The following is a 25089-nucleotide window of genomic DNA, read 5'->3' on the forward strand; positions in this document are numbered from 1 at the left end:
CGGGTGAACGTATGGCGCGATAAGGGGCGGGCGTTCCCGGCCGCGCTGTCAGACCCCACCGATACGGTGGCGCCATGGCTGCCCGTACGAAATCCGCGAAGGACCGGCCGTCCTACCGCTGCACCGAATGCGGCTGGACCACCGCGAAGTGGCTCGGGCGCTGCCCCGAGTGCCAGGCGTGGGGGACGGTCGAGGAGTTCGGCGGCGCCCCCGCCGTCCGGACCACGGCCGCGGGGCGGGTCTCCACCGCCGCGCTGCCCATCGGCCAGGTGGACAGCCGGCAGGCCACCGCCCGGCCGACCGGGGTGAGCGAGCTGGACCGGGTGCTGGGCGGCGGTCTGGTGCCCGGGGCCGTCGTGCTGCTCGCGGGCGAGCCGGGCGTCGGGAAGTCCACGCTGCTGCTCGACGTCGCGGCGAAGGCGGCGACCGACGAGCACCGGACGCTGTATGTGACGGGTGAGGAGTCCGCGTCCCAGGTCCGGATGCGGGCCGACCGCATCCATGCGATCAGTGACCACCTGTATCTGGCGGCGGAGACCGATCTGTCGGCGGTCCTCGCCCACCTCGACGCGGTCAAGCCCTCGCTGCTGATCCTGGACTCGGTGCAGACCGTGGCCTCGCCGGAGATCGAGGGCGCGCCGGGCGGGATGGCGCAGGTCCGCGAGGTGGCGGGGGCGCTGATCCGGGCCTCCAAGGAGCGCGGGATGTCGACGCTGCTCGTGGGCCATGTCACCAAGGACGGCGCGATCGCCGGGCCCAGGCTCCTGGAGCACCTGGTGGACGTGGTGCTGTCCTTCGAGGGCGACCGCCATGCCCGGCTGCGTCTGGTGCGCGGCATCAAGAACCGGTACGGGGCGACCGACGAGGTCGGCTGCTTCGAGCTGCACGACGAGGGGATCACCGGCCTCGCCGATCCGTCCGGCCTGTTCCTCACGCGGCGCGACGAGCCGGTGCCGGGCACCTGCCTGACCGTGACGCTGGAGGGCAAGCGGCCCCTGGTCGCGGAGGTGCAGGCGCTGACGGTGGACTCGCAGATCCCGTCGCCCCGGCGGACCACGTCGGGCCTGGAGACCTCCCGGGTTTCGATGATGCTCGCGGTCCTGGAGCAGCGCGGCCGGATCAGCGCGCTGGGCAAGCGGGACATCTACAGCGCGACGGTGGGCGGGGTGAAGCTGACCGAGCCGGCCGCCGACCTGGCGATCGCGCTGGCGCTGGCGAGTGCGGCGAGCGACACACCGCTGCCGAAGAACCTGGTGGCGATCGGCGAGGTGGGGCTCGCGGGCGAGGTCAGACGGGTCACGGGGGTGCAGCGCCGGCTGGCCGAGGCGCACCGGCTGGGGTTCACGCACGCCCTGGTCCCGACCGATCCGGGCAAGGTCCCGGCCGGTATGAAGGTGACGGAAGTGGCCGACATGGGCGACGCGCTCAGGGCACTCCCGCGCCGGACCCGCGCACAGGCCCCCCGGGAGGACGACGCACGCCGGTAGACTTTGCCCTGGTCTCGCCCGTCCGTACGAACGGTACGAGGGACGTAGGGTCCTTCGATGGAATTGGGCCTGCTCCGTAGCGACAGGCCACGAGGGCACCGCAGACCTGTGACCGGAGGAGTGCAGTGGCAGCCAGCGACCGGGCAGCATCGCCCGGAAAGTCCGGCCAAACCACGGGCAACGAGGCGCTGATCCGCGCCTCGTTGAGCGCCGTCGCGCCCGGAATGGCCCTGCGGGACGGCCTGGAGCGCATTCTCCGCGGCAACACCGGGGGGCTGATCGTGCTCGGCATGGACAAGACCGTCGAGTCGATGTGCACGGGCGGCTTCGTGCTGGACGTGGAGTTCACCGCGACCCGGCTGCGGGAGCTGGCCAAGCTGGACGGCGCCCTGATCCTCGACAAGGACATGACCAAGATCCTGCGCGCCGGTGTGCAGCTGGTCCCGGACGCGTCGATCCCCACCGAGGAGACCGGCACCCGGCACCGCACGGCGGACCGGGTCTCCAAGCAGTGCAATTTCCCGGTCGTCTCGGTCTCCCAGTCGATGCGCCTGATCGCGCTGTACGTGAACGGGGAGCGGCGGGTCCTGGAGGAGTCGGCGGCGATCCTGTCCCGCGCCAACCAGGCCCTCGCCACGCTGGAGCGGTACAAGCTGCGGCTGGACGAGGTCGCCGGGACGCTCTCCGCGCTGGAGATCGAGGACCTGGTGACCGTCCGGGACGTGACGGCGGTGGCCCAGCGCCTGGAGATGGTCCGCCGGATCGCGACGGAGATCGCGGAGTACGTGGTGGAGCTCGGCACCGACGGGCGGCTGCTCTCGCTCCAGCTGGACGAGCTGATCGCGGGCGTGGAGCCGGAGCGCGAGCTGGTCGTGCGGGACTACGTGCCGGAGCCGACCGCGAAGCGTTCGCGCACGGTGGCGGAGGCGCTGACCGAGCTGGACTCGCTGTCCCACACGGAGCTGCTCGAACTCCCGGTGGTGGCGCGGGCGCTGGGCTACAGCGGCTCGCCGGAGACGCTGGACTCGGCGGTGTCGCCGCGCGGTTTCCGGCTGCTGGCGAAGGTGCCCCGGCTGCCGGGCGCGATCATCGACCGGCTCGTGGAGCACTTCGGCGGCCTGCAGAAGCTGCTCGCGGCGAGCGTGGACGACCTCCAGACGGTGGACGGGGTCGGCGAGGCCCGGGCGCGCAGCGTGCGCGAGGGCCTGTCCCGGCTGGCCGAGTCGTCCATCCTCGAACGGTACGTGTAGCCCCCGGCGGTCGGTCCTTCGGCGCTCAGTCCTTCGCGAGGACGAACGAGGCGCGCTGCACGGGCTGACCCGGCGCCTTCGCCTCCACGAGGTACGTGCCCGGCTTGGCCTTGCCCGCGGGCGGCGTCGCGCACTTGGGGGCGCTGCGGTCGCGGTCCCACTCCACGGTGTGCACGACGGTCGTCCCGGCGGGCACCTCGATCAGGGCGGGCTTCGGGTTGCGCGGGCAGTCCTCGGACGACCAGACCTCGTCGTCGTCCCCGCCCGCCTCGGTGACGGTGAGCACCGCGCTCTTCGGCCCGAAGTCGGCCTTGCAGGCGGTGGACGAGGTGTTCGTGACGAACAGCCGGAACTTCGGCTTCTCGTCGGGGGCGTAGCTGAGTTCGGTCTTCAGGGTGAGCCGGATCGCGCCGGCGGTGCAGTCGGCGAGCGAGGAGCCGGCCGGGACCGGGCGCGCGGTCTGGGCCCCCTCGCCCGTGCCGGAGCCGGTGGAACCGGAAGCGGAGCCCGAACCGGTTTCCTGGCCACCGCCGTTGGTGTCCGAGGAGCCCGAGGAGCCGCCCGTACCGGCGGAACCGCCGCCCGAACTGCCGTCCTTGCCACCGTCGCTGCCGCCGGAGCCGTCCGAATCGCCGCTCCCGCCGGGCTGTTCGGTGATCGCGGGGCCGGAACCGGAGGGTCCGGGTGTGATCGATCCGGCGGGCCCTGAACTCGGCGGCTTGGAGTCGTCGTGGTGATCCCCATTGCCGTCACGGGAGGTGACGGCCCATGCGATCAGCAGCGCGAGCAGCACGACCAGGGCCGCCGCGACCGCCCTCCGTCGCCAGTAGATGCTGGAGGGTAGCGGACCGATCGGATTGCGCAGAGATCCCACGGCGCAAACTGTACGAGAGATCCGGCCCAACTCCCGCCCCACCCGCCGCCTTGATCCCCAAGTTTTCCGGATCATCATTCCGCGAAGGCCAGTTCGGCCGCCGAGCACGCCCGATATGACCCTGTGCGATGAAACGTTTGCGCAGGGTCAGCACCCCCGGCCGGGCGGAAAACGGGCCATCGGCCAGTTGCCGCAACGGCTCGCGGGGCGTGGGGCCTCCGACCGGAACGCCGTGTCAGGATCGAAGGTGCGATGACTGCCACGACTGCGACACAGACGCCCCCCGCCTCCCTCCACACCCCCGTCATCGGGTGGTTCGACCAGCACGCCCGCGATCTGCCCTGGCGCCGCCCCGAAGCGGGTGCCTGGGGTGTGATGGTGAGCGAGTTCATGCTGCAGCAGACCCCCGTCAGCCGGGTCCTCCCGGTGTACGAGCAGTGGCTCGCCCGCTGGCCGCGCCCCGCCGACCTCGCGGCCGAGCCGCCCGGCGAGGCGGTCCGCGCCTGGGGCCGGCTCGGCTACCCGCGCCGCGCCCTGCGCCTGCACGGGGCCGCCCAGGCGATAACGGAACGCCATGGCGGTGACGTACCGAGTGAGCACGCCCAGCTCCTCGCCCTGCCCGGCATCGGCGAGTACACGGCGGCGGCCGTGGCCTCGTTCGCGTACCGGCAGCGTCACGCCGTCCTCGACACCAACGTCCGCCGGGTCTTCGCACGGGCCGCGACCGGCATCCAGTACCCGCCGAACGCGACGACCGCCGCCGAGCGCAGGCTCGCCCGGGAGCTGCTGCCCGACGAGGACGAGCGGGCGGCCCGCTGGGCGGCGGCCACGATGGAGCTGGGCGCCCTCGTCTGCACCGCGAAGAACGAGGACTGCTCGCGCTGCCCGATCGCGGAGCAGTGCGCCTGGCGGCTGGCCGGGAAGCCCGCGCACCAGGGGCCGCCGCGCCGGGGCCAGACCTACGCCGGCACGGACCGGCAGGTGCGCGGCAGGCTCCTCGCCGTGCTGCGCGAGGCGGTCGGCCCGGTGCCGCAGGCGGCGCTGGACGCGGTGTGGGACGAGCCGGTGCAGCGCGCCCGGGCGCTGGACGGGCTGGTCGCCGACGGCCTGGTCGAGCCGCTGGCCGGCGCCCGCTACCGGCTGCCGCTGACCTGAGGGACCGGGCCGTCCCACCCGCGTAACAGCGTCCGCCCGCCTTCGTAACAACGGCCGACAGGGTCCGTCCGCTCCGTGACAATGACGGGGTGGGCGGGCCTTTCGCGCGTCCGGCGCGGGATCGTTTGTCCGGTCTCCTCCCCGCGCTGTTACACAACCGATGGACAGCCGTGCGCCCGCCTACGGCTGCCCCGCACAGCCTCGTGACAACCGCTCCGTAGCGTCTGCGACGTCAGCCGGAAACGACCACCGGCGGACGGCGGTACGAGCGGTTCAACGGGGATCCACGGGGATGGAGGCGGTTGTGATGGCGCAGGGCGAGGTGCTCGGCTTTGAAGAGTACGTACGGACCCGGCAGGAGGCGCTGCTGCGCAGTGCGCGCCGGCTCGTCCCGGACCCGGTGGACGCCCAGGACCTGCTCCAGACCGCGCTGGCCCGGACCTACGGCCGCTGGGACCGCATCGAGGACAAGTCCCTCGCCGACGCCTATCTGCGCCGCGTCATGATCAACACCCGCACCGAGTGGTGGCGGGCGCGCAAGCTGGACGAGGTGCCCACCGAGCAGCTGCCCGACGCGAGCATCGAGGACGGCACCGAGCAGCGCGCCGACCGCGCCCTGCTGATGGACATCCTGGGCGTGCTGGCTCCCAAGCAGCGCAGTGTCGTCGTCCTGCGACACTGGGAGCAGATGAGCACGGAGGAGACGGCGGCGGCGCTCGGCATGTCGGCCGGTACGGTGAAGAGCACGCTGCACCGTGCGCTGGCGCGGCTGCGCCAGGAGCTGGAGAACAGGGAAGCGGCGAGCCGGGAAGTCCGGCTCGCCGAGGAGCGGGGGCGGGAGCGGTGCGCGGCCTGACAGGCAGCGGTGACGACGGCACGGTCACCGGCACAACGGGCGGGGGAACGGCCGGCGCCGGCAGACGCCGGCTGACCGGCTGGGCGGCGAGCAGCGCGGCCCTGGCCGGCCTCGCCGTCTTCGGGCTGTTCGCCGTCAGCTGCTCCACCGGCGGCACGGGGACCCGGGACGAGGGCCCGGCGGGCGCCGAGCCGGTCGCCCAGGTCACCCCGAGCAGCACGGCCGCCGCCACGGCGAAGCCCGCGCCCCGGGTGGACGCCGTGGCGCTGCTCAAGGCCGACCCGAAGGTGAGCGGGCGGGTCCGGATGGACCTGAAGGCGTGCAGCGGCGACGAGTATCCGGTGGACACCTCGTACGGCAGGATCACCGGCGGCCAGTCCGCCGACGTCGTGGTGAACGTGATGACCTGCGGTGACTCGGTGGGGGTCGGCACCTACGTCTACCGGCCGCGCGCCAATGGGACGTACGAGAACGTCTTCGCCGTCGAGCAGCCCGCCGTCTACGGCACCATCGACCGCGGGGACCTGGTGGTGACGACCCAGGTGTACGAGAAGAAGGACTCGGTGGCCTATCCCTCGGGCGACGAGGTGATCACGTACCACTGGGCGGGCGGCCGGTTCAACGAGCAGGACCGGGTGCGCAACGACTACAACCGAGCCGTGGGCGCGGGCGACGGGGACCTTCCCGAGCCCTCGGAACCGCCCAGGAACTGAGAGCTTTCCGATGGCCGAGACCCATGTGCTGTTCGTCGAGGACGACGACGTCATCCGCGAGGCCACCCAGCTCGCGCTGGAGCGGGTCGGCTTCGCGGTCACCGCGGTGCCCGACGGGCTGGCCGGCCTCGAAGCCTTCCGGGCGGACCGTCCCGACATCGCGCTGCTCGACGTCATGGTCCCCGGTCTGGACGGGGTCAGCCTCTGCCGCCGCATCCGGGACGAGTCGACGGTCCCCGTGATCATGCTGTCGGCGCGGGCCGACTCGATCGACGTGGTCCTCGGCCTGGAGGCCGGCGCGGACGACTACGTGACCAAGCCCTTCGACGGGGCGGTCCTGGTGGCCCGGATCAGGGCGGTGCTGCGCCGCTTCGGCCATGCGTCGGGCGGCCGGGCGGACGGCGGGCAGCCGGAGACCGAGGCCGTCGGCGGGGTGCTGGTCTTCGGGGACCTGGAGGTCGACACCGAGGGCATGGAGGTCCGCAGGGGCGGTGCGCAGGTGGGGCTGACGCCGACCGAGATGCGGCTGCTCCTGGAGTTCTCCTCGGCGCCCGGCACCGTGCTCTCCCGGGACAAGCTCCTCGAACGGGTCTGGGACTACGGCTGGGGCGGGGACACCCGGGTCGTGGACGTCCATGTGCAGCGGCTGCGCACGAAGATCGGCCAGGACCGGATCGAGACGGTCCGCGGCTTCGGCTACAAGCTCCGGGCATGAGGCGGCCCGCCCTGCGGACGGGTGTCCGCTGGAAGATCAGCATCGCCATCGCGGCGGTCGGCGCCCTGATCGCGGTCGCGCTGAGCCTGGTGGTGCACAACGCGGCCCGCGTCTCGATGCTGGAGAACGCCCGCGAGGTCCAGCTGGAGCGGCTGACCTACGCGCAACTGCTGTTCGAGGCGAAGAAGACGAAGAAGGCCGACCCCCGGTTCGGGGCGAAGCTCAACGATCCGACGATGCCGCAGAGCCTGCGCGAGGAGGTCCGGCGCAACCGCCGGGCCACGCATGTGGAGGAGTCCGGCGGGGTGCCCGACGTCTGGGCGGCCGTGCCGGTGGGCAACGGGAACGTGCTGTCGCTGCACACCCGGTTCGCGGACCGCTCGACCACGATCATGGGCGACCTGGACCGGGCCCTGATCATCGGTTCGGTCTCGGTGGTCCTCGGCGGCTCCGCGCTGGGCGTGCTGATCGGCGGCCAGCTCTCGCGCCGGCTGCGCAAGGCGGCCGCGGCGGCGGGCAGGGTCGCCCAGGGCAACACGGACGTCCGGGTCAGGGACGCGGTCGGCGGGGTCGTGCGCGACGAGACGGACGAGCTGGCCGGCGCGGTGGACGCGCTGACCGACGCGCTGAACGGGCGGATCGAGGCGGAGCGCCGGGTCACCGCGGACATCGCGCACGAGCTGCGTACGCCGGTGACCGGGCTGCTCACGGCGGCCGAGCTGCTGCCGCCGGGCCGCCCGACGGAGCTGGTACGCGACCGGGCCCAGGCGATGCGCACGCTGGTCGAGGACGTGCTTGAGGTGGCCCGGCTGGACAGCGCTTCGGAGCGGGCCGAGCTCCAGGAGATCGCGCTCGGCGAGTTCGTCAGCCGGCGGGTCGCGCTGCTGGACCCGGAGGTCCGGGTGCAGGTCGTCCACGACTCCTGGGTCAACACGGACCCCCGCCGCCTGGAACGCATCCTCGGCAATCTGCTGGGCAACGCGGCCAAGCACGGGGCGACCCCGGTGGAGGTCACGGTCGAGGGCCGGGTGGTCCGGGTCCGCGACCACGGGCCCGGTTTTCCGGCGGCGCTGCTGCGGGAGGGGCCGAGCCGGTTCCGTACCGGGTCGACCGACCGGGCCGGGCGCGGGCACGGTCTTGGGCTGACGATCGCGGCGGGCCAGGCCCGGGTGCTCGGGGCCCGGCTGACCTTCCGGAACGCGGCGCCGGAGGGCGCGGCGGAGGGCAGCGGCGGGGCGGTCGCGGTGCTGTGGCTGCCCGAGCACGCGCCGACGGCCACGGGCAGCTATCCGATGCTCCAGTTCGCGGAGCAGCGGAGCCCGGAGCCGGGGAGCTGATACGGGCGAGGGCCCCAGGACGCGTGGTCCCGGGGCCCTCTTCGTACAGCCGTGTCCGGTCAGATCTCCGCGACCACCGGGGCGGCCTTCGCCTCGGGGCCCGCGCCCCGCAGCGGGACCTCCTTGACGAACAGGGAGGCGACGACCGCGACCAGGCCGACGGAGGCGCCGACGAGGAACGCGATGTGGGTGCCGGACGACACCGCGAACTCGTACGCCTCGCGGACCGGCACCGGCAGCTTGGCCAGGCTCGCCGCGTCCAGCTGGGCGGAGTGCGCGGTGGCCGCGCCGCCGCCGTGGGCCGCCATCTCGTCCTGGACCTTGCCGGTGAACAGCGCGCCCATGATGGCGACGCCGAAGGAGCTGCCGAGCGTACGGAACAGGGTGGTCGAGGAGGAGGCGACGCCCATGTCCTTCAGCTCGACGCTGTTCTGCGCGACGAGCATCGTGATCTGCATCAGGAAGCCCATGCCGGCGCCGAGCACCGCCATGTAGAGCCCGGAGGTGAAGCGGCTGGTGCCGGTGTCCATCTGCGCGAGCAGGAAGAGGCCGACGACCATGAGGATCGAGCCCACGACGGGGAAGACCTTGTACTTGCCGGTGCTGGTGGTGACCCGGCCCGCGATGAGCGAGACGACCATCATGGAGAGCAGCATCGGCAGGAGCAGCAGCCCCGAGTTGGTCGCGGAGGCGTGCTGCACGGACTGCTGGTAGAGCGGCAGGAACAGCACCGCGCCGAACATCACGAACCCGGCCATGAAGCCGACCACGGACATGAGCGTGAAGTTGCGGTTGCGGAAGATGTGGAGCGGGATCATCGGCTCGGCGGCCTTGGTCTCCACGAAGAGGAAGCCGGCCAGCGCGGCGACGCCGATCGCGATGAGCTCCATGATGACCGCGGAGTTCCAGTCGTACTCGGAACCGCCCCAGGTGGTGACCAGCACGATCGCGGTGATGCCGATGGTGAGCAGCGCGGCGCCGAGGTAGTCGACGTTCCGCTTGGTGCGCTCGCGCTTGGGCAGGTGCAGCACGGCGGTGATCATGATCAGTGCGACGGCGCCGAGCGGCAGGTTGATGTAGAAGCTCCAGCGCCAGCCGAGGTGGTCGGTGATGGTGCCGCCGACCAGCGGGCCGCCGATCATGGCGATGGCCATCACGCCGGCCATCATGCCCTGGTACTTGCCGCGCTCGCGGGGCGGCACGAGGTCGCCGATGATCGCCATGACGCCGACCATCAGACCGCCGGCGCCGAGGCCCTGGACGGCCCGGAAGCCGATCAGCTGGCCCATGTCCTGGGCCATGCCGCTGAGGACCGAGCCGATCAGGAAGATCACGATGGACGTGAGGAAGATGCCCTTGCGTCCGTACATGTCGCCGAGCTTGCCCCAGATGGGCGTGGAGGCGGCGGTGGCCAGGGTGTACGCGGTGACGACCCAGGAGAGGTGTTCGAGGCCGCCGAGGTCACCGACGATCGTCGGCATCGCGGTGCCGACGATCAGGTTGTCGAGCATCGCGAGCAGCATGGCGATCATCAGGGCGAGCACCACCACCCGGACACTGCGCTGCGGCGGAGCCGACGGCTCCGCCTTCGTGGCCGGTGGTCCGCCCGCCTTCCCGTCCGCCGTCTTCATCAGGTCCGCCATCTTCCCCAACTCCCCAGTCACCCGCCACCGAGCCCTTACTTGCCGCCCGGCTAGTTGCTTACACTGGAGGAAGGTAGCCCCGTAACTAGCCGGGCGTCAAGTAAGTTAATGGGAGAGCAGCATGGGCAGCACGTCGCAGCCGCGCCGGGGCAATACTCGCCAGCGCATCCAGGACGTCGCCCTGGGGCTCTTCGCCGAGCAGGGTTACGAGAAGACCTCGCTCCGGGAGATCGCCGAGAAGCTGGACGTCACCAAGGCGGCGCTCTACTACCACTTCAAGACGAAGGAAGACATCCTCGTCTCCATCTTCGAGGACCTGAACCGGCCGGTGGAGGAGCTGATCGCCTGGGGCGAGACGCAGCCGCGCACCCTGGAGACCAAGACGGAACTGCTCCACCGCTACAGCGACGCGATGGCCGACGCCGCCCCGCTCTTCCGCTTCATGCAGGAGAACCAGGCGACGGTACGGGATCTGAGCATCGGCGACACGATCAAGCACCGGGTGCTCGGCCTGGTGGACCTCATCAAGGAACCGGACGCCCCGCTCACCGACCAGGTGCGGTGCTTCAGCGCGCTCTTCACCCTGCACGCCGGGATGCTCGCGCTGAGGGACGTCGAAGGCGACCCCGAGGAGAAGCGCAAGGCCGCTCTCGAAGTCGCCGTCGAACTGGTCACCCGGGCCCACGACCCGGAAACCCCCCGGTAGCCCTGCTCGGGAGCAGGGGCCGGGGGGCCGGGAGCACGGGCCGGATCAGACGTTGATGCCGTGCTTGTGCAGGAAGTTGACCGGGTTGACCGCCGAACCGTAGTTCGGGGTGGTCCGGATCTCGAAGTGCAGGTGCGGGCCGCTGGTGTTGCCGGTGTTGCCGGACAGGGCGATCTTCTCGCCCTTCTTCACGTGCTGGCCGATGTGCACGTCGATCTTGGACAGGTGCGCGTACTGCGAGTACGTGCCGTTGCCGTGCGAGATCACGATGGCGTTGCCGTACGCGGGGCCGTCGCCGCCGCCGTTCGGGCCGGCCTTCACGATCGTGCCGCTGTGGGCGGCCTCGACCTTGGTGCCGATCGGCACGGCGAAGTCCTGGCCGGAGTGCTTGTGGGCCCAGCGGCTGCCGTCGTTGCCGAAGCTCGCGGTCAGGCTGTAGTGGCTGACCGGGGTCTCCCACGGAAGCTTGGCGATGGCCTTCTTCTTCGCGGCGGCCTTCTTCTTCGCGGCTTCCTTCTTCTTCGCCGCGTCGGCCTTCTTCTCGGCCGCGTGCTTGGCCGCGGCCTTGCCCTGCGCGGTGGCCTGCTGGGCGACCGAGTCGGCGGTGGCCGAGGAGACCAGGGCGGGGGCCTGGGGGGCGTCCGCAGTGCCGGCCGCGAACGCAGCGCCCGCACCGAGAACCATCGACGTCCCCAGGCCGGCTGCCACGACGGCTCCACGGACACGGGAAACGGACGGGCGGCGGGACTGGAACGTAACGCGCTTCGACATAAGCGGAAATCCTCCGGAGATGACTGGACCCGGCGGCGTGCCGGGCTGGCCATACCTTGGTAACCCGCACCCCCGCCGGTACTCAAACACCCCATCTACGATCAAAAGCCGTAGAAGGCACCCCGGGAATTCACCGGCGGGACCCCCACCGAAACCCCACCGGAGGGCTCCCGAAAGTCCTCCCCGGAACAGGTTTAGGCCCAGTTCCAAACCGCCCTAACCAGACAAACGCCCTCTGTACGGGCATACGCCCCCGAACACGCCGAGGGCCCGGCCGCCGCAGGGCCGAAAGGCCCCCGACGGATCGGGCCCGTTGCTCCTAAGGCGGCTAGTAGGCCCCGAATGGCCTGTGCGCCTTGTCACCGGCGGTGGGACCGAAGGCCGTCCGTTTCGGGACCTTCGGCCCGGTGCCGATCGCTATGCGACGGGCAGCGCGGTCACCTTCTTGGCGTGCACGGCGACCACATGCTTGCCGCCCGCGGCCAGGTACCAGCGGTCGAGGTCGCCGGAGCCGTCGTTGTACGTCCACAGCAGCTTGCCGTCCGCCGGGTCGAAGGCGTGGATCCCACCGTTCTTGTCGAACGTGGTCGCCCCGTAGAGGACGCCGCCCACCTTGGCGAACTGCCAGGGGGCGTCGATGTCCAGGCTCTCCGGGTTGTGCCAGTGGCGCTTCCCGGTCGCCGGATCGACCGCCCACAGGGCGTGGGCGGTGTCCGAGGCGTAGAGGACGCCGTCCAGCACGGCCGGGTCGTTGAAGCGGCTGTACTTCTCGGTCGCGAGGGACCAGCGCTCGGCGCCCGTCTCCAGGTCGAGGGCGCGCAGCTGCTCACCGGTCGCGAAGATGACCAGGCCCTCGTGGACCTCGAAGCCGCGGTTGCTGCTGCGGCCGATCTTCTTCGTCCAGACCTGGTGGCCGGTGGCGGTGTCGCGGACCGTGAGGTTCTCGCGGAAGTCCGTGTAGACGAGGCGCTTGCCGGAGACCCGCGCCGTGAGGCCGTTGTCCTCGGTGCCGTGGTCGCGCTGCTCGCGCCAGACGACCTTGCCGGAGGAGGTGTCGATGGCGGCGATCACGTTGTCCGGGGTGCGGAAGTCCTTGTCCAGGATCCCGGCGACGACATAGACGTGGTCGGCGTCGGCGGCGATGACCCGGGGCTGGGAGTACTCCTTGTCGCCGAGCCGGCTGCGCCAGGTGTCCTTGCCGGTCCTGGGGTCGAGCCCGATGATGTTGCCGTCGTAGTGCGCACTGGCCAGGTAGAGCGTCCCGCCGCCGACCAGCATGCTCGCGCCCGGGGTGGTCACCTCGGCGCGCGACCAGAGCTCCTTGCCGGTGGACAGGTCGCGGGCCACCAGCGGGTCACCGGAGACCAGCACCACGTTGTCGACCACGGCGACCGCGGATATCCAGGCCAGCCCGTCGTACGTGGTGGCGTGCTGCCAGGACGGCTTCGGCTTCCCGCCCGGCGCGGGGGCGGCACCCCCGGGCTTCCCGGACTCCCCCGGCTTCGGCGAACCGGAGCCGCCGCCCTCGACCGGCTCCTCGACCGGGCCGCAGGCCGCGGTCCCGGCGCCCAGCAGGGCCAGCCCCGCCCCGGCTCCGGCCAGCTTGATCATCCGCCTGCGCGACACATCGACTCTGCCCATGGTGTGCCCGTCCCCCTCGTTCCTTGCGCGATCCCGGGCTCCTCGTTCGCAATCGAAAAGCCCCACCCCGAGCCGATCGCCCGAGGCGGGGCCAGATTAACCAGGGGTTTTCGGTCCACGCGCGTAGCGAACGCGACCGGAACGTTCCTGTGACGCCGCTGTCACCGTGTCCGCGACGCGAAAAAGAGGCGGCCCCGGCCGGTCGAAACCGGTCGGGGCCGCCTCTGGGTCGCTACTGCCCCGAGGGGCGGAAAGCGCCTGTCACGCTTCCTTCGTCATGTTCGGGCCGCCGCCCGCCGCCTGCTCGATCGGCGGGACGTCGGGCAGAGCCGACTTCTCCTCGCCGCGGAAGGTGAACTTCTCGTCGTCGCCCTCGCCCTCGCTGCCGACGACCACGATGTGGCCGGGACGCAGCTCGCCGAAGAGGATCTTCTCCGAGAGGATGTCCTCGATCTCGCGCTGGATCGTCCGGCGCAGCGGCCGGGCGCCCATCACGGGGTCGTAGCCCTTCTTGGCGAGCAGCTTCTTGGCCTCCGTGCTGAGCTCGATGCCCATGTCACGGTCCTTGAGGCGCTCGTCCACCTTCGCGATCATCAGGTCGACGATCTCGATGATGTCTTCCTGGCTGAGCTGGTGGAAGACGACGGTGTCGTCGACACGGTTGAGGAACTCGGGCCGGAAGTGCTGCTTGAGCTCTTCGTTGACCTTGACCTTCATCCGCTCGTAGTTCGTCTTGACGTCGCCCTGGGCGGCGAAGCCCAGGTTGAAGCCCTTGGAGATGTCCCGGGTCCCGAGGTTGGTCGTCATGATGATGACCGTGTTCTTGAAGTCCACGACCCGGCCCTGGGAGTCGGTCAGGCGACCGTCCTCCAGGATCTGGAGCAGGGAGTTGAAGATGTCGGGGTGGGCCTTCTCGACCTCGTCGAAGAGGACGACGGAGAACGGCTTGCGGCGCACCTTCTCGGTGAGCTGGCCGCCCTCCTCGTAACCCACGTAGCCGGGGGGCGAACCGAAGAGCCGCGAGACCGTGTGCTTCTCGCTGAACTCCGACATGTCGAGGGAGATCAGCGCGTCCTCGTCGCCGAACAGGAACTCGGCGAGCGTCTTGGACAGCTCGGTCTTACCGACACCGGACGGGCCGGCGAAGATGAACGAGCCACCGGGGCGCTTCGGGTCCTTCAGACCGGCCCGCGTACGGCGGATGGCCTGCGAGAGCGCCTTGATGGCGTCCTTCTGCCCGATGACGCGCTTGTGGAGCTCGTCCTCCATGCGCAGCAGCCGGGAGGACTCCTCCTCGGTCAGCTTGAAGACCGGGATGCCGGTGGCGGTGGCGAGGACCTCGGCGATGAGCTCGCCGTCGACCTCGGCCACGACGTCCATGTCGCCGGCCTTCCACTCCTTCTCGCGCTTGGCCTTCGCCGCCAGCAGCTGCTTCTCCTTGTCGCGGAGGGAGGCTGCCTTCTCGAAGTCCTGGGAGTCGATGGCCGACTCCTTGTCGCGGCGCACGCCCGCGATCTTCTCGTCGAACTCGCGGAGGTCCGGCGGCGCGGTCATCCGGCGGATGCGCATCCGGGAACCGGCCTCGTCGATCAGGTCGATCGCCTTGTCCGGCAGGAAGCGGTCCGAGATGTACCGGTCGGCCAGCGTCGCGGCCTGGACGAGGGCCTCGTCCGTGATGGACACGCGGTGGTGGGCCTCGTAGCGGTCGCGCAGACCCTTGAGGATCTCGATGGTGTGCGGCAGCGACGGCTCCGCGACCTGGATGGGCTGGAAGCGGCGCTCAAGAGCGGCGTCCTTCTCCAGGTGCTTGCGGTACTCGTCGAGCGTGGTGGCACCGATGGTCTGGAGCTCACCGCGCGCCAGCATGGGCTTCAGGATCGAAGCCGCGTCGATGGCGCCCTCCGCGGCACCCGCACCGACCAGCGTGTGGAGCTCGTCGATGAACAGGATGATGTCGCCGCGGGTGCGGATCTCCTTGAGGACCTTCTTCAGGCGCTCCTCGAAGTCACCGCGGTAGCGGGAGCCGGCGACCAGGGCGCCGAGGTCGAGGGTGTAGAGGTGCTTGTCCTTGAGGGTCTCGGGCACCTCGCCCTTGACGATGGCCTGGGCCAGGCCCTCGACGACCGCCGTCTTGCCGACGCCGGGCTCGCCGATGAGCACCGGGTTGTTCTTCGTACGGCGGGAGAGCACCTGCATGACCCGCTCGATCTCCTTCTCGCGCCCGATGACCGGGTCGAGCTTGGATTCGCGGGCGGCCTGCGTGAGGTTGCGGCCGAACTGGTCGAGCACCAGCGAGGTGGAGGGCGTGCCCTCCGCGGGGCCGCCTGCGGTGGCCGCCTCCTTGCCGCCGGAGTACCCGGACAGCAGCTGGATGACCTGCTGGCGCACCCGGTTCAGGTCGGCGCCGAGCTTCACGAGGACCTGGGCGGCGACGCCCTCGCCCTCGCGGATCAGGCCGAGCAGGATGTGCTCCGTGCCGATGTAGTTGTGGCCGAGCTGGAGGGCCTCGCGGAGCGACAGCTCCAGGACCTTCTTGGCTCGGGGCGTGAAGGGGATGTGGCCGGACGGGGCCTGCTGGCCCTGGCCGATGATCTCCTCCACCTGCTGGCGGACCGCCTCGAGCGAAATCCCGAGGCTCTCCAGGGCCTTAGCGGCGACACCCTCACCCTCGTGGATCAGGCCCAGGAGGATGTGCTCGGTGCCGATGTAGTTGTGGTTGAGCATCCGGGCTTCTTCCTGAGCCAGGACGACAACCCGCCGCGCGCGGTCGGTGAACCTCTCGAACATCGTTAATCGCTCCTCAGAGCGGTCAGGCAGTAAGGGGTCGGTCCCCTCCCTGTCCTTCCGCAGCTTAGTCCCGCAAGCGGGGACCGCTCATTTCGACTGCCGACACCCGGCCCTGCTTCCCGGGGGGATCGCCCGCCCCGAACGCCGACAACTGCTCCAACCCGATGGTGCGAGACGATGTTCCCGCAGGCCAGGCCAATACCCCAGTCGCCAGTACGCCGATGGCGAACGTGAGACGTGCATGGCTTGCGTGTCGCCCCTCCCCACTAGGGATGTCTTACCCGCAATTACAGACAGTCCATGCGGCGTACGCGGGTTCCCTCCGCTACGGGCGAACATCTTCGTACTCCTGAATGCGCCCGTACGCCCCCAACCCGGACACCCTATGCGGTCGCATGTGCGCGGTACGTAACCTGGAGGGCCGGTCGGGGGTTGTTCCGTCATGGCCCTCACCGTCCCGCCGCCCCGTGTCCCGCCCGCCGTCGAGCTGGGCGGTGACGCCCGGGGCGAGCCGTGGGACGGCTGGGCCGGGTGGTACGAGCGGGAGATGGGCTGGGCCACGGCGGGCGGTGCGCCGGTGCGGCTGCTGACCGGGTTGCGGTTCGACGTGCTCGTCGTCCCCGCCGTCGCCGGTCACGCGGCGCTGCGGCGGGTGGGCCCGACGGGGCCGGTGGCGCTCATGGGGCTGCGGATGAGCCTGCTGGTGGCGCCGGGAAGCGCGGAGGAGCTGCCGGGGCTGCTCGACTGGCTGGAGTGGGGCGGGGTCGCGCTGTCGCTGACCGGTCTGGGCGCGGGCGGCCGGATCACCGCTCCGCCGCCGCCCGGACGTCCGGCGGAGCCGGGGGCCGCCTCCTGGCTGCGGCCCCCCAGGCCGTCACGGGAACAGGACGAAGCGCCGGTTCTCCCGGCTTTCTCCGGCTTCGGGAGCAGGCGTCGCGATGCTCCCGACCTCGTCCGGCTCGTGGACGCCGTGGCGACGGAATGCCACCGGGCCCGGCTGGCACGTGCCCGGGCCGGCTTGTTCCACGATGAGCCCGTGGCTCAGCCGTTGGCCTTCTCGTAAGCCTCGCGGATCTCGGCGGGAACGCGGCCGCGGTCATTCACATTGTGGCCGTTCTCGCGGGCCCACTTACGGATCTCGGCGGTGTCCTTGTTGCCACCGGAGACGGCGCGGCCCTTGCCACGTCCCGACGCCGCACGGCCACCGGTACGCCGGCCGTTCTTCGCGTAGGGCTCGAGAAGGGAACGCAGCTTGTCCGCGTTGCTGGTGGTGAGGTCGATCTCGTACGTCTTGCCATCCAGCGCGAACGTCACCGTCTCGTCCGCCTCGCCACCGTCGAGGTCGTCAACAAGAAGGACCTGAACCTTCTGTGCCACCGGATTTCCTTTCATCGAAAATGGAGTACGCGGAAAGGAAACCGCTTTTCACCGGAAAACACAAACCCCCGGGAGAGGTTCAGCAGCTCAAGGAGACGGGAAACGTGCGCGATTCGGACATAGGGGCGTGCGCCCCTCTTCCTGCTCTTCGCGCGGTCACAGGTGCAGAAGCATCCGGCTGTTGCCCAAGGTGTTCGGCTTCACTCGTTCGAGACCGAGGAACTCCGCGACTCCCTCGTCATAGGAACGCAGCAGCTCGCTGTAGACATCTCCGTCGACGGGCGTCTCTCCGATCTCCACGAAGCCGTGCTTCGCGAAGAAGTCGACTTCGAAGGTGAGGCAGAAAACCCGGCGCACGCCCAGCCAGCGGGCGGTCCGCAGCAGCTTGTCGAGGACCTGGTGGCCCACTCCGGCGCCCTTGAGGCCGTGGTCGACGGCGAGCGTACGGACTTCGGCGAGGTCTTCCCACATGACGTGCAGCGCACCGCAGCCGACGACCGAGGCGTCCTCGTCCCGTTCGGCGATCCAGAACTCCTGGATGTCCTCGTAAAGCGTCACCGTGGCTTTGTCGAGGAGGATGCCTTCCCGCACGTAGCCGTCGAGGAGACGGCGGACGGCGGGCACATCGCTCGTCCGTGCGCGCCGGATGGTGATGGCCACGTTTATAACCGACGGTTCGGTCTGGGAATCGGTTTGCGGAAGCTCTGAGGACATACGCAGACGCTATCGCCCGGTCTCCGGCTCCGCGCCATCGGCCGCTTCACCGGCTTCGTCATCCCCGGCTTCGTCGGCGGGGGCCGCGCCGTCCTCGGGAAGAGTGGGCAGAACGATCCGCATCGCGTCGCGCAGAGCCTCGCGCTGCTCGGCCGACATCATCCCGAAGAACGCGACGAGCGCGGCCGCCGGGTTGTCGCTGAGCGACCAGGCTTCGTTCATCAGGGCGGCGGCGTATGCGGCGCGGGTGGAGACGGCCGTATATCGATATGCGCGGCCCTCCACTTCGCGGCGGACCCAGCCCTTCTGATGGAGATTGTCCATTACCGTCATGACGGTGGTGTAGGCGATGGACCGCTCCTGCTGAAGGTCCTCCAGGACTTCCCGCACAGTGACCGGACGGTTCCATTCCCAGACCCGTGTCATCACGGCGTCTTCGAGCTCTCCCAATTGACGGGGCACAGCGTCACCTTAGTGCCAGATGTCTGGAATGCGTAGCTATTCACACAACAAAAGGGCGTACGACTCCTCGGGAGTCGTACGCCCTTTCGCATACGGGAGCGCCTGGCGCGCCCCGGAGGGGTCAGGCCCCTTCGGTGCGCGGGGTCTGCTGGACCGACTCGGCGCGGCTGATCGCCGCGTCCACGGCCGCGTCCTCCTTGGCCTTGTTGGGGCCGCCCTGGCTCTTGACGATCGTCACGACCAGGCCGATGAAGAAGGCGGCCATCACCACGGGGGGCACGAGCGCGGATACGTAGTCCATGCCCTCCAGAGTAGCGAGCCGCCTTCCGGTTCCCGGAGAGGCCCCTGGGGATTCCTACCCCGCGCGGCGCTGCGGCGGCTGCGGTACGGGGCGGCGCGGCGGGAAGACCTCGGAGGGCTTCGGGGCCGGGCGCTCGGCCGGCGGTACGGGGCGGGCCGGCGCCGGCGGCGTCTTCGGCTTGTCCGGCTCGGCGGCGCGCCCGCCGGGCAGAGCGAGCAGCCGGCTGCGGGGCGCCGGGGCGGCCGCGGGCACGACGCGTCCGGCGAGCCGGGCGCGCACCGAGCGCTCCGCGATCATCTGGCAGCGCTCCAGGAGGGCCGCGGCGATCGGGCCGCCGCGCAGGGCGCGCAGCGCGGCCAGGTCCTCGGGGCGGGGGTCGTATCCGGCGGCCAGGGCGTCCTGGAGGAGTTCCAGATAGCCGGTGAGGGAGCCGGGGAGGGCGTCGCGGTAGCGGACGAGGTCGGCGAGGAGGAAGGCGCGCAGCCGTCCGGCCTCGGCGACGGCCTCGTCCACGCTGCCCGCCAGCCGCAGGCAGTCCTGGACATCCTCGTCGGGCAGGGGCGCGGGGTGCAGCGCGAAGGCGAGGGCGCGTCGGAGCACTCGCAGCTCGTCCGCGCTGAAGGCCATACCGCCGCGTGATCCGTAGGGCGTGGGCATGACGCGACAATACGTGCTAAAGGGACAAAATCGGCTTAACTGGTCGTCGGTGGCGCGGCGGCTCCGGAGCGTCGTCACACCCGGAGCCGCCGGTCAGAGGCCCTTCGCTACAGCCGGGACACGTTGCGCTCGTACACCAGGCGGAGTCCGATGAGGGTCAGCCAGGGCTCGTGCTCGTCGATGACGGAGGACTCGCCCAGCACCATCGGAGCAAGGCCGCCCGTCGCGATGACGGTGACGTCGTCCGGGTCGGCCGCCAGCTCCTTCTTCATCCGCTCCACGACGCCGTCGACCTGGCCGGCGAAGCCGTAGATGATGCCCGCCTGCATGGCCTCGACGGTGTTCTTGCCGATGACGCTGCGCGGCCGGGCCAGCTCGATCTTGCGGAGCTGGGCGCCCTTGACGCCCAGCGCCTCGACGGAGATCTCGATGCCGGGCGCGATGACACCGCCGGTGTACTCGCCCCGGGCCGACACCGCGTCGAAGGTGGTGGCCGTGCCGAAGTCGACCACGATCGCCGGACCGCCGTACAGGTCGACGGCGGCGACCGCGTTGATGATGCGGTCCGCGCCGACCTCCTTCGGGTTGTCCATCAGGATCGGCACCCCGGTCTTGATGCCGGGCTCCACGAGCACGGCGGGGACGTCCCCGTAGTAGCGGCGGGTCACCTCGCGCAGCTCGTGCAGCACGGCCGGGACCGTGGAGCAGATCGCGATGCCCTCGATACCGTCGCCCAGCTCCATGCCGAGCAGCGGGTGCATGCCCATCAGGCCCTGGAGCAGCACGGCGAGCTCGTCGGCGGTGCGGCGGGCGTCCGTGGAGATCCGCCAGTGCTCGACGATCTCCTCGCCGTCGAACAGGCCGAGGACGGTGTGGGTGTTCCCGACGTCGATGGTGAGCAGCATCAGGCGCCGGCCCCGTCGGTGTCGCGGAAGTCCAGGCCGATGTCCAGGATCGGCGAGGAGTGGGTCAGCCCGCCCACGGCCAGGTAGTCGACCCCGGCCTCCGCGTACGCGCGGGCCGAGTCGAGGGTGAGCCGGCCGGAGGACTCCAGGATCGCGCGCCCGCCGGTCAGGGCGACCGCCTCGGCGGTCTCGGCCGGGGTGAAGTTGTCCAGCAGGACCAGGTCGGCGCCCGCGTCCAGCACCTCGGTGAGCTGGGCCGGCGTGTCCACCTCGACCTCGATCGGGACGTCCGGGAACTCCTCCCTGACCCGCTTGAACGCCTCGGCGACCCCGCCCGCCGCGATGACGTGGTTGTCCTTGACCAGCGCGGCGTCGGACAGCGAGAAGCGGTGGTTGACGCCGCCGCCGCAGCGCACCGCGTACTTCTCCAGGGCGCGCAGCCCGGGCGTCGTCTTGCGGGTGTCCCGGACCTCGGCCTTGGTGCCCTCCAGCACATCGGCCCAGGCGCGGGTGGCGGTGGCGATGCCGGAGAGGCGGCAGAGCAGGTTGAGGGCGCTGCGCTCGCCGGTGAGGAGGTCGCGGGTGCGGGTGGTGACGGTCAGCAGCTTCTGGCCGGGGGCGACGCGGTCGCCGTCCTCGACGTGCCGCTCGACCTCGAACTCGGAGGTGCAGACGATCGACAGGACCGCCTCCGCCACGCGCAGCCCGGCCACCACACCGGCCTCGCGGGCGGTGAAGTCGCCGGTGGCCACGGCGTCCTCGGCGACGGTGGCGACGGTCGTGACGTCCACCCCGCCGTCCAGGTCCTCGGCGATGGCGAGGTGCGCGATGTCCTCGACCTGGATCGGGTCCAGGCCGGATTCGGCGAGGAGCTGGGCGAGCGCGGGGTCGAGCCCGCACTCCTCGTACTCCTCGTCGCCGCCGCAGCCGCAGCCGTCCCCGCAGCCGCCCGCGGCGGGGGCGGGCGCGCCGACCCGGATCAGCGGGACGTCCACGGGAGTGGGGCGCGGATTCTCTTCGGGCGTGCTCACGGTTACGGCTCCTCGGGAGTGGGGTGGGTGGTGCTCGTCGCTGCGCAGTCTGGTGCCCCGGGCGCGTCCACGGGCCCGAATGCCTCGGTATCCGTCCGACGGAGGACGAGACCGCCGTCCGGGCCGAGCCGTACGACGAGGTGGCGGCGCCACTCCGCGTCGTCGCGCTCGGGCCGGTCCTCGCGCCAGTGGCAGCCCCGGGTCTCCTCGCGGGCGCGGGCGGCGGCGACCAGGGCCCGGGCGACGAGCAGCAGGTTGGTGGCCTCCCACGCCTCGACGCCGGGCACGGCGGGCTTGGTCCCGGCCGCCCCGGTCTCGCGGGCTGCGAGCCGCAGCTCCTCCAGCTCGGCGGCGGCGGTGGCCAGGCTCTCGGCGGAGCGCAGCACCCCGGCGCTCCGGCTCATGGCGCGCTGCACCGTGAGCCGGGTCTCGGGGGCGAGGAGCGGGACGGGCGTCCCGGCGGCGCCCACCGCCTCGCCGGCGTGGGGGCGGTCGGTGATGATGTCGGCGGCGATGTGCTCGGCGAAGACGAGTCCTTCGAGCAGCGAGTTGGACGCCAGCCGGTTCGCGCCGTGCACCCCGGTGCAGGCGACCTCGCCGCAGGCGTACAGGCCGGGGACGGTGGTACGGCCCCGCAGGTCGGTGCGGACGCCGCCGGACGCGTAGTGCGCGGCGGGGGCGATGGGGATGGGCTCGGTGACCGGGTCGATGCCGTGGGAGCGGCAGGCGGCCAGGATGGTCGGGAAGCGGTTCTCCCACATCTCGGCGCCGAAGTGGCGGCCGTCGAGGTACATGTGGTCGGTGCCGTTCAGCTGCATCTGGCGCGTGATGCCCTTGGCGACGATGTCGCGCGGGGCCAGCTCCGCCAGTTCGTGCTGCCCGAGCATGAAGCGCGTACCGGAGGCGTCCACGAGGTGGGCGCCCTCGCCGCGTACCGCTTCGGAGACCAGCGGCTGCTGGCCCTCGGAGCCGGCGCCAAGGAAGAGGACGGTGGGGTGGAACTGGACGAACTCCACGTCCGAGACCTCCGCACCGGCCCGCAGCGCGAGCGCCACGCCGTCGGCGGTGGAGACCGAGGGGTTGGTGGTGGCGGAGAAGACCTGGCCCATGCCGCCGGTGGCCAGGACCACGGCCGGGGCGTTGACCGCGCCGACGCCGTCGTGCTGGCCCTCGCCCATGACGTGCAGGGTGACCCCGGCGGTACGGCCTTCGGCGTCGGTGAGGAGGTCGAGCACGAGGGCGTTCTCGATGGTGTGCAGGGCGGCCTCGCGGACCGCCTCCACCAGGGCGCGGGAGACCTCGGCGCCGGTCGCGTCGCCGCCCGCGTGGATGATGCGGCGGCGGTGGTGGCCGCCCTCGCGGGTGAGGGCGACGGAGCCGTCGTCGTCGGTGTCGAAGCGGGCGCCGGTCTCCATCAGCCGGCGCACCGCGCCCGGGCCGTCGGTGACCAGGGCCCGCACCGCGGACTCGTCGCAGAGGCCGACGCCGGCGACCAGGGTGTCGTCCAGGTGCTGTTCGGGCGTGTCCCCCTCGCCGAGGGCCGCGGCGATGCCGCCCTGGGCCCAGCGGGTGGAGCCGGCGTCCAGGCGGGCCTTGGTCACCACGACGGTGGCGAGGCCCGCGGCGGCGCAGCGCAGGGCGGTGGTGAGCCCGGCGACGCCGGAGCCGACGACCACGACGTCGGCGTCGATGGACCAGCCGGGTGCGGGGGCGGTCAGCCGTATTCCGGTCACGGGGTCGCTCCGAAGGTGAGGGGGATGTTGTCGATGAGGCGGGTGGCGCCGACCCGGGCGGCGACGGCGAGGATGGCCTCACCGGCCGCGCGGTCGTCGGGGATCTCGGTGAAGTCGGCCGGGTCCACGAGCGCCACGTAGTCCAGAGCGAGCGGCGTGCTCGCGGCCTCCGCCTCCTCCAGGATCGTGCGGGCGGTGGCGCGCACGGCGGCGGGTCCGGCGTCCGGGCGGGCCCTGGCCACCGCCTGGGCGTCGGCCGCCAGGCGGGCCTCGCCGAGCCGGTTGAGCCCGGCGGCCCGGTCCTCGGTGGCGCCGGTGGCCTGCGCGCGGGCGTGCAGGGCGGCCTGGGCGGCGAGCCGGTCGCGGGCCGCGAACAGGGCCCGGGACAGGGCGAGCGCGGTGCGGCGCTCGTGCGGATCGAGGAAGCGGTTGCGGCTGGACAGCGCGAGGCCGTCCGGCTCTCGGACCGTCTCCACGCCGGTGATCTCCACCGGGAAGTTCAGGTCGCGCACCATGCGCCGGATCAGCGCCAGCTGCTGGGCGTCCTTCTGCCCGAAGAACGCGGTGTCCGGGCGGGTGAGGTGGAGCAGCTTGGCGACGACGGTGAGCATGCCGTCGAAGTGGCCGGGGCGCGAGGCCCCCTCCAGGCGCTCGCCCATCGGGCCCGCCGAGATCCGGACCTGGGGCTCGCCGCCCGGGTAGACCTCGTCCACGGACGGCGCGAAGACCACGTCGGCGCCGGCCGCGCCGGCCACCGCGAGGTCGGCGTCGAGCGTGCGCGGGTAGCGGTCGAGGTCGGCGGCCTCGCCGAACTGGAGCGGGTTGACGAAGACGGTGACGACGACCTGCCCGGCGGGGCCCGCGTGGGCGCGGGCGGCGCGGATGAGCGAGGCGTGACCCTCGTGCAGGGCGCCCATCGTCATGACGACGGCCCGCTTGCCCTCGGGGGCGTACGCCTGAAGTTCGGCGGCGGTGTGCAGCAGGGCCGGGGTTGAGGTGGTGACGGTCATCAGGACTCCTCCGGTCCGCTGCCGTGGGAGCCGGGCCGCGACGGGCCGGACGCGCCGTCCGCCAGGGCGTCGAGCAGGTCCTCGGCCAGCTCCGGCTTGAGCAGGCCGTGGGCGAGGGCGCGGTCCGCCGTGGCGCGGGCCATCGCCACGTACCCGGCGACCGTCTGCGGGGCGTGGGCGCGCAGCTCGCCGAGGTGCGCGGCGACCGTGCCGGCGTCGCCGCGCGCGACCGGGCCGGTGAGCGCCGCGTCGCCGGAGCGCAGGGCGTTGTCCAGGGCGGCGCCGAGCAGGGGGCCGAGCATCCGGTCGGGGGCGGTGACCCCGGCGGTGCGCAGCAGCTCCATCGACTGGGCGACCAGGGTGACCAGGTGGTTCGCGCCGAGGGCGAGGGCCGCGTGGTACAGCGGACGGGACTCCTCCGCGATCCACTCCGGCTCGCCGCCCATCTCGATGACCAGCGCCTCCGCGGCGAGCCTCAGCTCGTCCGGCGCGGTGACCCCGAAGGAGCAGCCGGCCAGCCGCTGGACGTCCACGGAGGTGCCGGTGAACGTCATCGCGGGGTGCAGCGCGAGCGGCAGGGCGCCGGCCCGGCGCGCGGGGTCCAGCACCTTCGTCCCGTACCGCCCGGAGGTGTGGACGAGGAGCTGTCCGGGGCGGACGGCCCCGGTCTCGGCCAGCCCTTCGACCAGCCCGGGGAGGGCGTCGTCGGGGACGGTCAGCAGGACGAGCTCGGCGCGCGCGAGGACATCGGCGGGCGTCACGACGGGGACGTCGGGCAGGAGGTCGGCGGCACGCCGCCGGGAGGCGTCGGAGACCCCGGAGACGGCGACCGGGCGGTGCCCGGCGAGGGCGAGGGACGCGGCCAGGGCGGGGCCGACACGGCCCGCCCCCACCACGCCGACGGTGAGCCGGGCGGGGCGGTCCCGGGCGTCGAGCGGGTCCTTGGGAGCTGTTGCGTTCACAC

Annotated in this window: 24 protein-coding genes; 9 read left to right on the forward strand and 15 right to left on the reverse strand. The window is 71.7% G+C overall.

The features are described 5' to 3' along the window. Window positions 1-74: 74 nt before the first annotated feature. The gene (gene radA / locus ACIQZN_RS31730; protein WP_404001334.1) at window positions 75-1487 is read left to right on the forward strand and encodes a DNA repair protein RadA; all 1413 of its coding nucleotides are present in this window, start codon (window positions 75-77) and stop codon (window positions 1485-1487) included. A 125-nt stretch (window positions 1488-1612) separates the two neighbouring features. After that, window positions 1613-2737 (forward strand): DNA integrity scanning diadenylate cyclase DisA, encoded by a 1125-nt coding sequence (gene disA / locus ACIQZN_RS31735; protein ID WP_404001337.1) that lies wholly within the window; start codon window positions 1613-1615, stop codon window positions 2735-2737. Between the two features lie 25 nt (window positions 2738-2762). Here the strand turns inward: disA and ACIQZN_RS31740 are convergent, their stop codons facing one another. After that, the gene (locus ACIQZN_RS31740; RefSeq protein ID WP_404001580.1) at window positions 2763-3530 is read right to left on the reverse strand and encodes a hypothetical protein; all 768 of its coding nucleotides are present in this window, start codon (window positions 3528-3530) and stop codon (window positions 2763-2765) included. 333 nt (window positions 3531-3863) lie between these two features. Between ACIQZN_RS31740 and ACIQZN_RS31745 the strand changes: the two genes are divergently transcribed. From ACIQZN_RS31745 to cseC, 5 genes are all read left to right on the forward strand, one after another. Further along, entirely contained in the window at window positions 3864-4766 is a 903-nt protein-coding gene (locus ACIQZN_RS31745) for an A/G-specific adenine glycosylase (RefSeq protein ID WP_404001340.1), read from the forward strand. A gap of 307 nt (window positions 4767-5073) precedes the next feature. Continuing rightward, the gene (locus ACIQZN_RS31750) at window positions 5074-5622 is read left to right on the forward strand and encodes a SigE family RNA polymerase sigma factor (RefSeq protein ID WP_391265009.1); all 549 of its coding nucleotides are present in this window, start codon (window positions 5074-5076) and stop codon (window positions 5620-5622) included. Continuing rightward, window positions 5610-6335: a hypothetical protein gene (locus tag ACIQZN_RS31755; protein WP_404001343.1), complete on the forward strand. Its 726-nt coding sequence runs from the start codon at window positions 5610-5612 to the stop codon at window positions 6333-6335. The genes ACIQZN_RS31750 and ACIQZN_RS31755 overlap by 13 nt, the downstream gene beginning before the upstream one ends. A 10-nt stretch (window positions 6336-6345) precedes the next feature. Continuing rightward, on the forward strand, window positions 6346-7050 hold the full coding sequence (cseB, locus tag ACIQZN_RS31760) for a two-component system response regulator CseB (protein WP_404001346.1): 705 nt from the start codon (window positions 6346-6348) through the stop codon (window positions 7048-7050). Beyond that, window positions 7047-8387 (forward strand): two-component system sensor histidine kinase CseC, encoded by a 1341-nt coding sequence (cseC, locus tag ACIQZN_RS31765; RefSeq protein ID WP_404001349.1) that lies wholly within the window; start codon window positions 7047-7049, stop codon window positions 8385-8387. The genes cseB and cseC overlap by 4 nt, the downstream gene beginning before the upstream one ends. Window positions 8388-8446: 59 nt before the next feature. Here the strand turns inward: cseC and ACIQZN_RS31770 are convergent, their stop codons facing one another. Further along, entirely contained in the window at window positions 8447-10030 is a 1584-nt protein-coding gene (locus ACIQZN_RS31770) for an MDR family MFS transporter (protein ID WP_404001352.1), read from the reverse strand. 121 nt (window positions 10031-10151) lie between these two features. On the opposite strand from ACIQZN_RS31770, the gene ACIQZN_RS31775 reads away from it, so the two are divergent. Then, complete coding sequence (locus ACIQZN_RS31775) at window positions 10152-10736, forward strand: TetR/AcrR family transcriptional regulator (RefSeq protein ID WP_404001355.1); 585 nt, start codon at window positions 10152-10154, stop codon at window positions 10734-10736. A gap of 45 nt (window positions 10737-10781) precedes the next feature. Here the strand turns inward: ACIQZN_RS31775 and ACIQZN_RS31780 are convergent, their stop codons facing one another. From ACIQZN_RS31780 to ACIQZN_RS31790, 3 genes are all read right to left on the reverse strand, one after another. After that, window positions 10782-11507: a M23 family metallopeptidase gene (locus ACIQZN_RS31780; protein WP_404001359.1), complete on the reverse strand. Its 726-nt coding sequence runs from the start codon at window positions 11505-11507 to the stop codon at window positions 10782-10784. Between the two features lie 417 nt (window positions 11508-11924). Then, window positions 11925-13118: a PQQ-binding-like beta-propeller repeat protein gene (locus ACIQZN_RS31785; protein ID WP_404001583.1), complete on the reverse strand. Its 1194-nt coding sequence runs from the start codon at window positions 13116-13118 to the stop codon at window positions 11925-11927. Between the two features lie 291 nt (window positions 13119-13409). Further along, complete coding sequence (locus tag ACIQZN_RS31790; RefSeq protein WP_404001362.1) at window positions 13410-15935, reverse strand: ATP-dependent Clp protease ATP-binding subunit; 2526 nt, start codon at window positions 15933-15935, stop codon at window positions 13410-13412. Between the two features lie 442 nt (window positions 15936-16377). Here ACIQZN_RS31790 and ACIQZN_RS31795 point away from each other — a divergent pair, with 442 nt between their 5' ends. Beyond that, window positions 16378-16998, forward strand: a complete 621-nt coding sequence (locus ACIQZN_RS31795) for an SCO3374 family protein (protein WP_404001365.1) — start codon at window positions 16378-16380, stop codon at window positions 16996-16998. Here ACIQZN_RS31795 and ACIQZN_RS31800 read toward each other — a convergent pair. The 10 genes from ACIQZN_RS31800 to ACIQZN_RS31845 form a co-directional block, all read right to left on the reverse strand. Then, window positions 16977-17312 carry an Lsr2 family protein gene (locus ACIQZN_RS31800; RefSeq protein ID WP_018102272.1) on the reverse strand — a complete coding sequence of 112 codons (336 nt, stop codon included), beginning with the start codon at window positions 17310-17312 and terminating at the stop codon, window positions 16977-16979. The genes ACIQZN_RS31795 and ACIQZN_RS31800 overlap by 22 nt on opposite strands. 156 nt (window positions 17313-17468) lie before the next feature. Next, a complete protein-coding gene (locus ACIQZN_RS31805; RefSeq protein ID WP_404001368.1) occupies window positions 17469-18026 on the reverse strand; it encodes an amino-acid N-acetyltransferase in 558 nt (185 codons plus the stop codon). A 9-nt stretch (window positions 18027-18035) separates the two neighbouring features. After that, entirely contained in the window at window positions 18036-18488 is a 453-nt protein-coding gene (locus tag ACIQZN_RS31810) for a BlaI/MecI/CopY family transcriptional regulator (RefSeq protein ID WP_404001371.1), read from the reverse strand. Between the two features lie 121 nt (window positions 18489-18609). Next, window positions 18610-18789: a hypothetical protein gene (locus ACIQZN_RS31815; RefSeq protein ID WP_018102269.1), complete on the reverse strand. Its 180-nt coding sequence runs from the start codon at window positions 18787-18789 to the stop codon at window positions 18610-18612. Between the two features lie 54 nt (window positions 18790-18843). Further along, window positions 18844-19416, reverse strand: coding sequence for a hypothetical protein (locus ACIQZN_RS31820; protein ID WP_404001586.1), 573 nt, complete (start codon window positions 19414-19416; stop codon window positions 18844-18846). A gap of 137 nt (window positions 19417-19553) precedes the next feature. Then, window positions 19554-20351, reverse strand: coding sequence for a type III pantothenate kinase (locus ACIQZN_RS31825; protein ID WP_018102267.1), 798 nt, complete (start codon window positions 20349-20351; stop codon window positions 19554-19556). Further along, window positions 20351-21382: a carboxylating nicotinate-nucleotide diphosphorylase gene (gene nadC, locus ACIQZN_RS31830; protein ID WP_404001375.1), complete on the reverse strand. Its 1032-nt coding sequence runs from the start codon at window positions 21380-21382 to the stop codon at window positions 20351-20353. The genes ACIQZN_RS31825 and nadC overlap by 1 nt, the downstream gene beginning before the upstream one ends. Before the next feature lie 2 nt (window positions 21383-21384). Further along, window positions 21385-23115: an L-aspartate oxidase gene (locus ACIQZN_RS31835; protein ID WP_404001378.1), complete on the reverse strand. Its 1731-nt coding sequence runs from the start codon at window positions 23113-23115 to the stop codon at window positions 21385-21387. Next, entirely contained in the window at window positions 23112-24125 is a 1014-nt protein-coding gene (panC, locus tag ACIQZN_RS31840; RefSeq protein WP_404001381.1) for a pantoate--beta-alanine ligase, read from the reverse strand. The genes ACIQZN_RS31835 and panC overlap by 4 nt, the downstream gene beginning before the upstream one ends. Continuing rightward, entirely contained in the window at window positions 24125-25087 is a 963-nt protein-coding gene (locus ACIQZN_RS31845) for a Rossmann-like and DUF2520 domain-containing protein (RefSeq protein ID WP_404001384.1), read from the reverse strand. Before ACIQZN_RS31845 ends, panC begins: the two co-directional genes overlap by 1 nt. Between the last annotated feature and the right edge of the window lie 2 nt (window positions 25088-25089).

The sequence above is a fragment of the Streptomyces sp. NPDC097595 genome, assembly GCF_044761525.1.
Lineage (GTDB): Bacteria > Actinomycetota > Actinomycetes > Streptomycetales > Streptomycetaceae > Streptomyces > Streptomyces drozdowiczii_A.